This window comes from Gammaproteobacteria bacterium, from assembly GCA_013214945.1.
Classification (GTDB): Bacteria; Pseudomonadota; Gammaproteobacteria; order Enterobacterales; family Psychrobiaceae; genus Psychrobium.
Map to the genome: position 1 here is coordinate 249,646 of JABSRT010000002.1, position 12,516 is coordinate 262,161.

At 44.1% G+C, this 12,516-nt stretch carries 11 protein-coding genes; 7 read left to right on the plus strand and 4 right to left on the minus strand.

What is annotated here, in order from left to right:
* The first annotated feature begins 54 nt into the window (after positions 1-54).
* The 6 genes from epd (at position 55) to HRU23_01960 (ending at position 8,015) form a co-directional block, all read left to right on the plus strand.
* Positions 55-1,113 carry an erythrose-4-phosphate dehydrogenase gene (gene epd, locus HRU23_01935; GenBank protein ID NRA52881.1) on the plus strand — a complete coding sequence of 353 codons (1,059 nt, stop codon included), beginning with the start codon at positions 55-57 and terminating at the stop codon, positions 1,111-1,113.
* A 16-nt stretch (positions 1,114-1,129) separates the two neighbouring features.
* Complete coding sequence (locus HRU23_01940) at positions 1,130-2,305, plus strand: phosphoglycerate kinase (GenBank protein NRA52882.1); 1,176 nt, start codon at positions 1,130-1,132, stop codon at positions 2,303-2,305.
* 146 nt (positions 2,306-2,451) lie between these two features.
* A complete protein-coding gene (locus HRU23_01945) occupies positions 2,452-3,516 on the plus strand; it encodes a fructose-bisphosphate aldolase class II (GenBank protein ID NRA52883.1) in 1,065 nt (354 codons plus the stop codon).
* Between the two features lie 331 nt (positions 3,517-3,847).
* Positions 3,848-4,675 (plus strand): mechanosensitive ion channel, encoded by an 828-nt coding sequence (locus HRU23_01950; GenBank protein NRA52884.1) that lies wholly within the window; start codon positions 3,848-3,850, stop codon positions 4,673-4,675.
* A 178-nt stretch (positions 4,676-4,853) separates the two neighbouring features.
* Entirely contained in the window at positions 4,854-5,864 is a 1,011-nt protein-coding gene (gene galE, locus HRU23_01955; protein ID NRA52885.1) for a UDP-glucose 4-epimerase GalE, read from the plus strand.
* A 183-nt stretch (positions 5,865-6,047) separates the two neighbouring features.
* Complete coding sequence (locus HRU23_01960; protein ID NRA52886.1) at positions 6,048-8,015, plus strand: U32 family peptidase; 1,968 nt, start codon at positions 6,048-6,050, stop codon at positions 8,013-8,015.
* Between the two features lie 140 nt (positions 8,016-8,155).
* On the opposite strand, the gene HRU23_01965 is transcribed toward HRU23_01960, so the two are convergent.
* The 3 genes from HRU23_01965 to fldB all read right to left on the minus strand — a co-directional run bounded on the left by HRU23_01965 (position 8,156) and on the right by fldB (position 10,642).
* On the minus strand, positions 8,156-8,557 hold the full coding sequence (locus HRU23_01965) for an MAPEG family protein (protein ID NRA52887.1): 402 nt from the start codon (positions 8,555-8,557) through the stop codon (positions 8,156-8,158).
* Positions 8,558-8,686: 129 nt separating this feature from the next.
* Positions 8,687-9,931 carry an ATP-dependent RNA helicase SrmB gene (srmB, locus tag HRU23_01970; GenBank protein NRA52888.1) on the minus strand — a complete coding sequence of 415 codons (1,245 nt, stop codon included), beginning with the start codon at positions 9,929-9,931 and terminating at the stop codon, positions 8,687-8,689.
* A gap of 189 nt (positions 9,932-10,120) precedes the next feature.
* Positions 10,121-10,642 (minus strand): flavodoxin FldB, encoded by a 522-nt coding sequence (gene fldB, locus HRU23_01975; protein ID NRA52889.1) that lies wholly within the window; start codon positions 10,640-10,642, stop codon positions 10,121-10,123.
* Between the two features lie 141 nt (positions 10,643-10,783).
* On the opposite strand from fldB, the gene xerD reads away from it, so the two are divergent.
* Positions 10,784-11,794 (plus strand): site-specific tyrosine recombinase XerD, encoded by a 1,011-nt coding sequence (gene xerD, locus HRU23_01980; GenBank protein ID NRA52890.1) that lies wholly within the window; start codon positions 10,784-10,786, stop codon positions 11,792-11,794.
* 3 nt (positions 11,795-11,797) lie between these two features.
* On the opposite strand, the gene HRU23_01985 is transcribed toward xerD, so the two are convergent.
* Positions 11,798-12,511, minus strand: a complete 714-nt coding sequence (locus HRU23_01985) for a glycosyltransferase (GenBank protein NRA52891.1) — start codon at positions 12,509-12,511, stop codon at positions 11,798-11,800.
* Positions 12,512-12,516: the final 5 nt, after the last annotated feature.

The window sequence follows — 12,516 nt, forward strand, 5'->3', positions numbered from 1 at the left end:
CCCGAGGCCGCATTTAGCGGCCTTTTTTTTCGTGGGTGCTCAGGAAAAAGTCCGATGTCAAAATTAAGAGTCGCAATTAACGGCTATGGTCGAATTGGTCGTAGTATCTTGCGCGCTTATTATGAATCCTGCTGCACGGCAGGCATTCATGTTAATAACCAACCTTGTTTTAGCGATCTCATTGAAATTGTCGCGATCAATGAATTGGCTGGGTCAGAGGGCATTGCTCATTTGACCCAATTTGATAGTAGCCATGGTCGGTTTATTCATCCGGTTGCTGTTGATAATGAAACGCTGTGTATTCTCGATGACCGTATTGAGCTACTGCATATTGCAGACCCTGCATTGTTACCTTGGCAAGCGCTGAATATTGATGTGGTGTTAGAGTGCAGTGGCGTATTTAGTTCGCGCAGCGACGCCCAAAAGCATCTCGATGCTGGTGCAGGCAAGGTATTATTTAGCCACCCAGCCGATCCGGATGTTGATCGCACGGTAATTTTTGGAATTAACGATCATTTGCTCGAACCTTCGGATCTTATTGTGTCCAACGGCTCATGCACCACCAACTGCGTAGTGCCAGTGATTGAAGCGCTAGATCGTCATTTTTGTGTCCGTAGTGGCACTATAACGACAATTCACTCATCGATGAATGATCAGCAAGTAATTGATGCTTATCACCCCGATTTACGCCGAACTCGCGCCGCTAGCCAATCAATTATTCCGGTTGATACCAAGTTAGCGCAAGGTATAGAGCGGATTTTGCCAACATTGAAAGGTAAAATGGAAGCCATTTCAGTTCGCGTGCCGACCATTAATGTCACGGCAATGGATTTGAGCGTAACGCTTGAACGGCGGGTTGAAATAAACGATGTCAATCAGATGTTAAAGCAGGAAGCAACAAGCAGGCTGGCGGCTATTTTGGATTACACCGAAATGCCATTAGTGTCTTGTGATTTTAATCATGACCCTCATTCGAGCATTGTCGATGGCACGCAAACAAGGGTCAGCGATGGCCACTTAGTTAAGCTGCTGTTGTGGTGCGATAACGAGTGGGGATTTGCCAATAGAATGTTAGATACCTGTTTAGCCATGAGCAAGTCGGGTAACCATTAAAAATTAAGGAAAGGTAATGTCTGTAATCAAAATGACCGATTTAGAATTAAGCGCACAACGTGTCCTAATTCGTGAAGATTTAAATGTGCCAGTCAAAGATGGCAAAGTAACATCTGACGCGCGACTACGCGCGGCATTACCGACCATTAAACTGGCTTTGGCACAGGGCGCTGCTGTGATGGTTATGTCACATTTAGGTCGCCCGACTGAAGGTGAGTTTAATAGTGACTACAGCCTTAAACCCGTCGCTGATTACCTTAATGAGGCGCTTGATGTCAACGTGCGTTTAGTGACTGACTACCTTGACGGCGTCGAAGCCGTTGCTGGTGAAGTGGTGATCTTTGAAAATGTCCGCTTTAACATTGGCGAAAAAAGTAACAGCGACGAGCTAGCTAAAAAAATGGCTGCTTTGTGTGATGTCTTTGTAATGGACGCTTTTGGTACCGCGCATCGCGCACAGGCATCAACCCACGGCATTGCTAAATTTGCACCTATCGCTTGTGCTGGGCCTTTATTGTCAGGTGAGTTAGAAGCCTTAGGTAAGGCATTAGATAATCCAGCGCGGCCGATGGTTGCAATTGTTGGCGGCTCAAAGGTATCGACTAAGTTAACGGTATTAGAAAGCTTGTCAAAAATTGTTGATCAATTAGTGGTCGGTGGTGGCATCGCCAATACATTTATTGCTGCGGCAGGCCATCAAGTTGGCAAATCACTTTATGAAGCCGATTTAGTCGGTGATGCCAAAACATTAACCGCTAATGCCCTGGCCAATAATGGTGATATTCCGGTACCGACCGATGTCGTGGTGGCAACTGAGTTTGCTGAAACGGCAACCGCAACGTTGAAGCCCGTTAGTGAAGTACAAGACCACGAAATGATTTTTGATATTGGCCCTGATTCAGCCGCCGCGTTATGCGAAATCATTAAAAACGCTGGTACCATCGTCTGGAACGGCCCCGTTGGCGTATTCGAATTTGACCAGTTTGGTCAGGGTACCGAGACTATCGCGCGTGCGATTGCCGACAGTGATGCATTCTCAATTGCTGGTGGCGGCGATACGCTAGCCGCAGTTGATAAGTATGATATTGCCGATAAAATTTCGTATATCTCAACCGGTGGTGGTGCGTTTTTGGAGTTCCTTGAAGGTAAAAAACTACCCGCAGTTGAAATATTAGAGCAACGCGCAAAGTAATAAGAAACTGCCTAGCTGGTTAATCAGCTGTGCAGATTAGTATAACATTCTACATCGGGATAAATTCGGCTATAATTTAGCCAAGCATCCCTTTATTTTATGGCAAAAGTTTTTTTTGCCCAACTATTTAGACAGGAATAGTAAAAATGGCCTTAATTTCATTGCGTCAGCTATTAGATCATGCAGCAGAATACAACTACGGTATTCCAGCGTTTAACGTCAACAACCTTGAACAAATGCGTGCAATTATGGAAGCTGCTGACAGAACTGACAGCCCGGTGATTGTGCAGGCTTCTGCCGGAGCACGTAAGTATGCTGGTGCGCCATTCTTAAAAGCAATGATGGCGGCGGCGATTGAAGAGTTCCCACATATTCCTGTGTGTATTCATCAAGATCACGGCACATCACCTGATATTTGTCAGCGCTCAATCCAGCTGGGTTTCTCATCAGTAATGATGGACGGTTCGTTGAAAGCCGATGGTAAAACGCCATCAGATTACGATTACAACGTTGATGTTACTAAAACTACCGTTGGATTTTCGCACGCTTGTGGTGTTTCTGTTGAAGGTGAAATCGGTTGTCTCGGTTCACTTGAAACGGGCATGGCTGGCGAAGAAGACGGTGTTGGCGCTGAAGGCGTTTTAACTCAAGAGCAAATGTTAACCAGCCCAGAAGAAGCAGCGAGCTTTGTTAAGGCGACTAATTGTGACGCTTTAGCGATTGCAATCGGTACTTCACACGGCGCTTACAAGTTTACGCGTAAACCAACGGGCGACATTTTAGCGATTGACCGCATTAAAGAAATTCATGCCCGTATTCCTAATACCCACTTAGTAATGCATGGTTCTTCATCGGTGCCACAAGAGTGGTTAGCGGTGATTAATGAGTTTGGCGGTGAAATTCCTGAAACTTACGGTGTGCCAGTAGAAGAGATTGTTAAAGGCATTAAGTTTGGTGTGCGTAAGATTAACATCGATACCGATTTACGTTTAGCTTCAACCGGTGCGATTCGTCGTTTCTTAAGCCAGAACCCTTCAGAATTTGACCCGCGTAAATTCTTTACCGTGGCGCAAAAAGCGATGGAAGCTATTTGTATTGACCGTTACGAAGCTTTCGGTTGTGTTGGCATGGCCAGCAAAATTCAGCCATTAACGCTTGACCAAATGCATCAGCGTTACCTGACTGGTGAATTGGACGCTAAGGTACTTTAATTAAGCTACTTTAATTAAGGTATGTTAAATAAAGCAGTTTAAATCAAGTACAGTAAGTAATAGATTATGAATGCTTTATTGGTTATAAATTGGTTGTTTTCTCCTGTAATAAAATGAACGATAACTGAATTTAATAGTTTAAAGGCGCCTTTTGTGAGCGCCTTTTTTTATTTGTAAAAAATCATTTTTTTTGCTGTTTGCTACGCCAGTTTTTGCGTATCCTAACTGCCACTTGCACATTTTTACCGCTGTGAACTTTCGTTTATCTCATGACTTTCGCCGTTGATGGCTGACTTGAACAACGATAATTTGGACTTAATAAGGAAATACAATGGAAATGATCCAAAACTGGTATGACTCAAATGCTGACATATTTATTAATTACGCGATTGCACTGGCGCTTGCGGTATTAATTTATCTGGTTGGCTCTAAAATCGCTAAGGGCATTAGCAAAATCATTGGCAAGCTAATGGAGCGACGTAAATTAGATCCAATTATCGTGTCTTTTGTTTCAAGCTTAAGTTATGGCTTGTTAATGGCTTTTGTCATTATCGCTGCACTAAGTCAACTTGGGGTGCAAACCGCTTCATTTATCGCCGTCATTGGTGCGGCTGGTTTAGCGGTTGGGCTGGCCCTGCAAGGCTCGTTATCTAACTTTGCTTCTGGTATTTTGATTATTGCCTTTCGTCCGTTTAAAGCTGGCGATTTCATTGAAGCGGGTGGCGTTGCTGGTGTAGTAGAATCGATTAAGTTGTTTTCAACCATTATTCGCTCGCCTGACAATAAAGAAATTATCATTCCTAACTCTGGCGTGGTTGGTTCGGCTATTGTTAATTATTCTTCTAAACCAACGCGCCGGATTGATCTAGTGGTTGGTGTTAGTTATGACGCCGATGTGAGACACGCCAAAAGAGTATTAGAAGAAATTGTTAATAATACTGACTTGGTGCTCGACAACCCTGAGCCATTAGTCGCGGTGCATGAATTGGCCGATTCATCGGTTAACTTTGTGGTGCGTCCTTGGGTTAAAACCAATGATTACTGGCCGGTTTATTTCGAATTAATGGAAAACATTAAAATTCGTCTTGATGAAGAAAATATTGGTATTCCTTACCCGCAGATGGATCTTCATATTATGAAAGACCAAGCACAGGATTAATTGCTAGTCTGTTATTCCTAAGGATTTTATAAAGCCAGTCATTTGACTGGCTTTTTTTATATAAAAAATTCGCTTATCCGGTACTCAGGTTATTTAAGTTTAACTCTTAGTGATGATTGATTTTTAGACGCTATACTTGATCTAGCGACTATAGGAAATGACTAAGAGGGAACTACAAATGACAATTCTTGTGACCGGTGGAGCAGGTTATATTGGCAGTCACACGGTGGTGGAGCTGCACCAGCAAGGGCTTGATGTACTTATATTAGACAACCTGTCTAATTCAAAGATTATGGTGTTAGACAGGATTGAAACAATCAGTGGCAAGCGACCGCGGTTTGTCGAAGGAGATATTCGCGACAGCGCTATTTTAACCGAGATTTTTACTGAGCATCAGATTAGTGCCGTTATTCATTTTGCCGGTTTAAAAGCGGTTGGCGAATCGGTGGCACAGCCATTGTCATATTATGATAACAATGTTGTCGGCAGTTTGCGCTTATTAGAAGCGATGACAGTTGCTGGTGTTTACAATATTATTTTTAGCTCCTCAGCAACAGTCTATGGTGCCCCTGAGCGCCTGCCTATTGATGAAGACTGCGCGCTGCGCACCACCAATCCATATGGCGCCAATAAGCTGCAAATAGAGCAGATGATGGCCGACCTTTGCCATTCTGATCCGTTGTGGTCAGTGGTTGCCTTGCGTTACTTTAATCCAGTTGGTGCCCATCAGTCAGGATTGATCGGAGAAGATCCTCAAGGTATTCCTAATAACCTGATGCCATTTATTACCCAAGTTGCCTCGGGGCTGCGTGAGCAGTTAAATGTGTTTGGCGATGACTACGACACCCCGGATGGCTCCGGTGTCCGTGATTATATTCATGTGGTTGATTTAGCACAGGGGCACGTAAAGGCGCTGGCCCTGCTAGATAGCCCAATCGGCTTTAATCCGATTAACTTGGGCACCGGCAATGGTTACTCTGTTTTAGAGATGGTTGAAAGCTTCGAACGCGTTAATCACGTTAAGATCCCTTACAGTATTTCACCGCGACGCCCCGGTGATATTGCCGCTTGTTATGCTCAGCCTGATAAAGCCTTAAAAATAATGGGCTGGCAGGCTGAAAAAGGGCTCGATCAAATGATGAAAGATGCTTGGCACTGGCAATCTCAAAATCCTCAAGGTTATCAATAACTCTGGGGTAGGTTTTTGGCTTATGTAAGCGCTGTCTAACACCCTGTTCGCTAGCGCTTATCTCGGTTTGACCTCTCACTCCTAAAATCTTTACTATCAACAACTGATTTTTGGTTGCTATGACTATATAATATACGGAAAAAAATAACGTATTAATCATTAATTATTGAGCATAGTCATATCATGAACCAACCCCAGATCTTCGATCCTAAAGCACCACAAGCATTGCCAGTTGCCCCCGAGTCTAGATTGTTAGTGCCGATTGAAGTGGCGTCTAATAAAATAGAATTGCTAGCGCCGGCTAAAAATGTGGAATATGGTAAGCAAGCGATTCTCCATGGTGCCGACGCCGTTTATATTGGTGGCCCTGCGTTTGGCGCGCGTACCAAGGCGAGTAATAGCATTGAAGATATTAAAGAGCTGGCGACGTTTGCCCACCAATACCATGCGCAGGTCTTTGTCACACTAAATACCACGATGACCAACGATGAGCTAAAAGATGCCGAAAAGCTGATTTGGGAAATTTATGAAGCCGGTGCCGATGCGCTGATTGTGCAAGATATGGGGGTGTTACAGCTTAACTTACCGCCGATTGCACTACATGCCAGTACGCAAATGGATAATCGTACCCCAGAAAAAGCCGCCTTTTTAGAACAAGTGGGGTTTACCCAAGTGGTATTAGCGCGTGAGTTAACGTTACCGCAAATTCGCGACGTCGCTAAAAAGACCAAAATGCAACTCGAGTTTTTTATTCATGGCGCGTTATGTGTAAGTTATAGTGGTTTATGTAATATTAGTCATTCTTACTCGGGGCGCAGTGCTAACCGGGGTGAATGTTCACAAATGTGTCGTTTGCCGTGTAATTTAACCACCCGTCAAGGTGAGGTTATTGTTGAAAATGAACACCTGTTATCCCTTAAAGATAATAACCAAACGGATAATCTCGATGCCTTAATCGATGCCGGTGTGCGTTCGTTTAAAATTGAAGGGCGACTCAAAGATTTAAGTTACGTTAAAAATGTCACGGCGCATTACCGTCAGCAGCTTGATGCTATTTTAGCCAAGCGCACAGATTTGGTCAGTGCCTCGCAAGGTCGTTGTGAACACAACTTTACCCCCGATCCTGAAAAAAGCTTTAACCGCGGTAGCACCGACTATTTTGTTAACGAACGCACCGACGGTGTGAGTGACTTTAGAACCCCGAAATACCTGGGTGAAGAAGTTGGCACCGTCAGTAAAATTTCAAAAGATCACTTTGTCGTAAACTCAAACGAGACGTTCAATAATGGCGATGGTCTGGGCTATTTTATTACCAACCATGCCAATGTCGTGATGTCGGATCACAAAACTGCAGGGCTACGAGTTAATCGTGCCGACGGCAACACCTTGTACGTGGTTAAAATGCCAGACAACCTCAAAGTGGGCATGACCTTATACCGTAATCATGACCAAGCGTTCGAAACCATCTTAGGTAAAGAGTCATCGAAGCGGGTGATTGAAGTGGACATGGTCACTAACCTAACCGACAGCGGTTTTGAATTAACAGTGAGCGATCATTATGGCCATCAAGCGACTGTTGTTATCGAATCGGACAAACAACTGGCGCAAGACCGCGAAAAATCATTAAAAACGTTAAACAAGCAACTCGCGAAACTGGGCAGCACTGATTACAAATTAAATAGCTTAGTCACTAATCAGGTAGAAAATTACTTCTTACCGGCGTCAGCCCTTAACGGCTTACGCCGCGACGCCATTGACGCCTTAAACATTGCGCGAATTGACGGTTATCAGCGGCCTAAACCTTGGGAGCGTAACGACAGCGCCGTTTACCCGACCAACAGCTTGAGCTTTTTGGACAATGTCGCCAACGACAAAGCGAAAGAGTTTTATCAGCAGCACGGGGTTATTCATATTGAAGACGCGTATGAGCTTAATACCGTGGTCGATGATGCGCCATTAATGGTGACACGCCATTGCTTACGTTATAACTTTAATTTGTGCCCTAAAGAGGTACCAGGTATTAAAGCCGACCCAATGATACTTGAAATTGGTAACGATACCCTTAAGTTAGTATTTGACTGTGTTAAGTGTGAAATGATGGTGGTAGGTTCGAATAAGCAGGTTAAGCCTGATCATAAAAAAGCTAAGTGAGCCGCTCAATTTAGTTATGGCTATTAAAAATAGCTAAATTCTTGGCTATTTTCTCAAAAGGGACGTTAACGCGTCCCTTTTTTATTGTAACTATTTTAACCGACTATCAGTACCGTACGTTGCGCGACAATTAGTCAGTGCTATGTTTTCAGCACCAGCAAGTTGACCCACAATGCGATAACACAAAAAAATGCTAGCCAGAATACTGCTGTCCGGTGTAGCAAATGATTGTAGGTCAGATGAATATACGAATGTAAATATCGAAAGGCAACAAATAGCCAAGCCAATATAACCGCGAATAAACTATTTACATCTAAGCTGATATAAAGCGTGCACACAACATAAAATAATACCGGAACTTCAAATTGATTGTTAAAATTTCGGGTAGTTTTAGTAATAATTTCAGGCACTTGCTGTCCTGACATTAACTTAAAATATTTGGGCTTTACTTGACCTTGTTTGACACTTGCAAAGCGAGATTTAACCGCGACAGCGCCAACAATCAAGGTTAATAAAACCATTAATGCCATGGGGTATAACAAAGCGAACTCCTGTTTATTCAATCATCAATCATCAATTATCAGATTGAATAATATGATAAAAAGTAACCCTTGCCAAAACAAAAAAACTCCGCCGAGGCGGAGTTTTTTTATACAGCGTTAGGTTGGCTGTTATTTTTTAGATTTCTTCTTGTTAACCTGCTTTTTCGCTTTGGCTTTTTTCTGACCGGCGGTTAGCTTAGGTTTTTTCTTTTTGCCAGCGACCTTGGCTTCTTTGTGCATAGGACGTAATTCTTTAATGAAACGACGCTTAAGTACTTGGTCGGTATAACGCTCAATTTTAGCCAGAATTCGGACATCGTGCGCTTCAACTAATGAAATCGCGGTGCCTTTTTTACCGGCACGACCAGTACGACCAACACGGTGTAAGTATACATCTGAGCTATACGGCATGTCGTAGTTGATAACATGAGTGATATCGTCAATGTCTAAACCGCGGGCCGCGACGTCGGTTGCAATCAAGATACTTAATTCGCCCGATTTAAAACGCTCAAGTGACAAATTACGCTGCTCTTGGGCCATTTTCCCTTGCAGGTAACAAACCTTAATATCAGCACTTTGTAATTTTGCAACCAACGAAGCAAGACGTTCACGGGTTTTTACAAACACGATAGTGCGCTCAAGCTCTGGATCGTTGAGCAACTTAATTAACATGGCTTGTTTGTGACCGATACTGTCAGCCATGTGAACCCACTGGTTTATTTTGCCACTTTCTTTGCGCGGCGGTTGGGCATCGATACGAATAGGATCATTAAGTACGGTATCAACAAAGTGATCAAGGCCCTTGCCTTCAAGGGTGGCTGAGTACAGCATGGTTTGCTTACGCCAGCGGGCTTCATAGGCCACTTTTTCCATTTGAGTAATGAAACCCATGTCTAACATGCGGTCGGCTTCGTCGATAATCAAAAATTCAATTTCGCGCATGTCGAGCTGTTCGGTTTCGATAAACTCCATTAAGCGGCCAGGGGTCGCTACTAACAAGTCTGAATTTTTTTCTAACAGATCTTCATGGATCTGATAGTCGATGCCACCGGTGATTACAATTGGCGTCAACGCGGTGAATTCGGTCAATTTAAGTGCGTATTCATGAATTTGATTGGCCAGTTCACGCGTAGGGGTAATGATAAGAATGCGTGGCGGTCCGGGTTTAATCCGCGGAAAATCAATTAAATGCTGTAATGCCGGTAATAAAAACGCAGAGGTTTTTCCGGTGCCAGTTGGCGCACAGCCAAGAATATCGCGCTGATCCATCGCCGCAGGGATTGCTTCCCGTTGAATGGTCGTTGGTGATTGATAACCCATTTTATCAAGGGCTTGGACCAGTGATGGATCTAAGTCTAATTCTGCAAAGCTCATGTCGCTTGGTATTCCTAATAATTGAAATTGATGCCGCTATTTTGGCGCAAATAAAATTAACACAGCAATTTTGTTCGCGCGGATCGTATTATAGCTAGTTGAGCTAATAACGGCTGATAATTGTTCAGTTTTGTGCTTTGTCGCACGATAATCCTGCTGGCATCACAATGCCAGCAGGATTAAAGGCTGTTAAGCCATTAATTCGGTGTATTGTTCGATAACTTGAGTTAGCCATTCGTTGATCCGTTGTTCGCTTAAATCAAACTGCGATTCGTCGTCTAATGGCAGGCCAACAAAGTGACTCTTATCCGGCGTTAGTGCGCGAGACTCTGCAAAGTCATAACCTTGGTTAGGCCAATAACCGACAAACTGTGGGCCTAAAGGCAATAACTTGTCATGTAACATGCCGATAGCATCAACAAACCAGTCGGTATAACCGAGTTGGTCACCTTGGCCAAATATGGCAATAACCTTACCCTTTATGTCGAAGTTATCTATGTCGTCCCATACGGCTTCCCAATCTTCTTGTATTTCACCATAATCCCAGGTTGAAATACCGAAAATTAGCAGGTCATAGTCTTTAATACGCGCTAACTCTGTTTCTTTGATATTATGTATATCTAACGTCTCGGGACCAATAAATTCTTGCATTTTTTCAGCCGTCATTTCGGTAAAGCAGGTGGTCGAGCCGTAAAATAAACCAATTTTCATCAATAACAATCCGGTTAGTCAAAATAAAGGCGCTATTTTAGCATTTGAGTTAGTGATCAACCATCAATTTGCGCACTATGGCGCAATTTTAGTTACTAAGGACAGGAGCAGTCGTGTGATTAGCACTATCGTGAATAGACAATGGCTAAGTTGAACAGCCCTGAGCGGGGAAACAGCCCTGAGCGAGGAAACAGCCTTGAGCTAGAGAAAAGCCTTGAGCGAGGGAACAGCCCTGATCTAGAGAAACGTCCTGAGCTTATCAATGCCACTGATGAGTCCCAGCTTGGGTTATTTCTCGACATGCTGTGGTTAGAACACGGCTTAAGTGACAACACGCTGGCCGCTTATCGCAGTGATTTACAAAAATACCAAGAATGGTTAAGCCTGCGTGACACTTCATTGCAGGCGGCAACTAGCCTCGACATTAGCGCCTATCAAGGTCATTTAGTTGAACTAAAGCGCGCTAAAGCAACCGCTGCCCGTATTGTTTCAGCACTGCGGCGCTTTTACGCCTATTTGCAGCAGCAACAGCTAATCGCGGTTAACCCGATGGTGCTGGTGGAAAGTCCGAAAATTGTGCGCAAGTTACCAACTAGCTTGTCACTGCAACAAGTAGACGATTTGTTGGGCGCGCCTAATAGCGAAGATCCGCTCGAGTGCCGTGATCAAGCAATGCTCGAATTACTGTATGCCACAGGCTTACGAGTCAGCGAGCTGGTTTCTTTGCGACTCGATCAAGTCAGCTTAGAGCAGGGAGTTATTCGAGTTACTGGTAAAGGTAACAAAGATCGGTTGGTGCCGATGGGTGAGCAGGCCATTGAGCAGCTTAGAATATATCTTGCTCAAGCGCGGTTTCAATTATTAAAGCAATCAAGTGATGTGTTATTTCCCAGCCGACGTGGCCGGCAAATGACCCGGCAAACATTTTGGCATCGTATAAAATACTATGTGCAGCTAGCGGGGATCAGCGGTGATATTTCGCCTCATACTTTGCGCCATGCCTTTGCCACTCATTTAGTTAACTTTGGGGCTGATTTACGGGTAGTGCAGTTGCTGCTGGGACACAGTGATTTGTCGACTACCCAAATTTATACCCATGTCGCCAAAGCAAGATTGCAAGAGCTGCATCAAGCGCATCACCCGCGTAGTTAATTACTACAGCTTGAGCTTAATTTTAAGTAGTTTTACCAATTGTGGCCATGCCTGCTGTGGCCACAATATTTGATATTTTAGCGTTAAGTTGCGCCAGCCACGCAGTTGATATTTACGGGCGCTGGTGGCTAAAGCGCTGTGACAACGCACCAGCTTAAGGTCATGATGTTTGGCCTGCCATACCAATAAATGATCTTCGCCAAAGGCTGCTTGCTCATCGTAGCCGCCTAATCGTTCAAATGCCGTTGTACTAAGGCAAAGTCCCTGATCGCCAAAGGGCAAACCAAGCCAGTTTGAACGTAATTTGGCGCCCCACTCATTAATGATTAAGCGCCGCTGTGCCTTGTCATGAAAAAACAGATCAAAATAAAATAAGCTTTCTAGGCTCGTTGGCTCAGCTAATCGTTTAAGCAATTGACTAATATTGTGTTGATTTAACAAAGAGTCGGCATGTAAAAACCAAATAAATTGGTTGCTTGCTCGCTGTGCCCCGGCATTTAGCTGGCGTGCTCGTCCCGCTAAGCTCGCCGGATTAAGCCAGCTCAGCTGCGGAAACTGCTGTTGCAATGCTGCAAAAGGCTCGCTGATATCCTGGCTGTTAATAGTCACAATAATAATCTGGGTGCCCGCAGGCAGCAGATCGAAGTTTTGACACAAGCTTAGCCACTGATCTTCATCAGTGGCTAACGGGATCACAAGTGAGATCGTCTGCGGCATAGCTG

What these genes read in the sequence shown, in the direction of transcription:
- epd (NRA52881.1), top strand. Translation starts at nt 55, where the DNA reads ATGTCAAAATTAAGAGTCGCAATTAACGGCTATGGTCGAATTGGTCGT.
- HRU23_01940 (NRA52882.1), top strand. Translation starts at nt 1,130, where the DNA reads ATGTCTGTAATCAAAATGACCGATTTAGAATTAAGCGCACAACGTGTC.
- HRU23_01945 (NRA52883.1), top strand. Translation starts at nt 2,452, where the DNA reads ATGGCCTTAATTTCATTGCGTCAGCTATTAGATCATGCAGCAGAATAC.
- HRU23_01950 (NRA52884.1), top strand. Translation starts at nt 3,848, where the DNA reads ATGGAAATGATCCAAAACTGGTATGACTCAAATGCTGACATATTTATT.
- galE (NRA52885.1), top strand. Translation starts at nt 4,854, where the DNA reads ATGACAATTCTTGTGACCGGTGGAGCAGGTTATATTGGCAGTCACACG.
- HRU23_01960 (NRA52886.1), top strand. Translation starts at nt 6,048, where the DNA reads ATGAACCAACCCCAGATCTTCGATCCTAAAGCACCACAAGCATTGCCA.
- srmB (NRA52888.1), bottom strand. Translation starts at nt 9,931, where the DNA reads ATGAGCTTTGCAGAATTAGACTTAGATCCATCACTGGTCCAAGCCCTT.
- fldB (NRA52889.1), bottom strand. Translation starts at nt 10,642, where the DNA reads ATGAAAATTGGTTTATTTTACGGCTCGACCACCTGCTTTACCGAAATG.
- xerD (NRA52890.1), top strand. Translation starts at nt 10,784, where the DNA reads ATGGCTAAGTTGAACAGCCCTGAGCGGGGAAACAGCCCTGAGCGAGGA.
- HRU23_01985 (NRA52891.1), bottom strand. Translation starts at nt 12,511, where the DNA reads ATGCCGCAGACGATCTCACTTGTGATCCCGTTAGCCACTGATGAAGAT.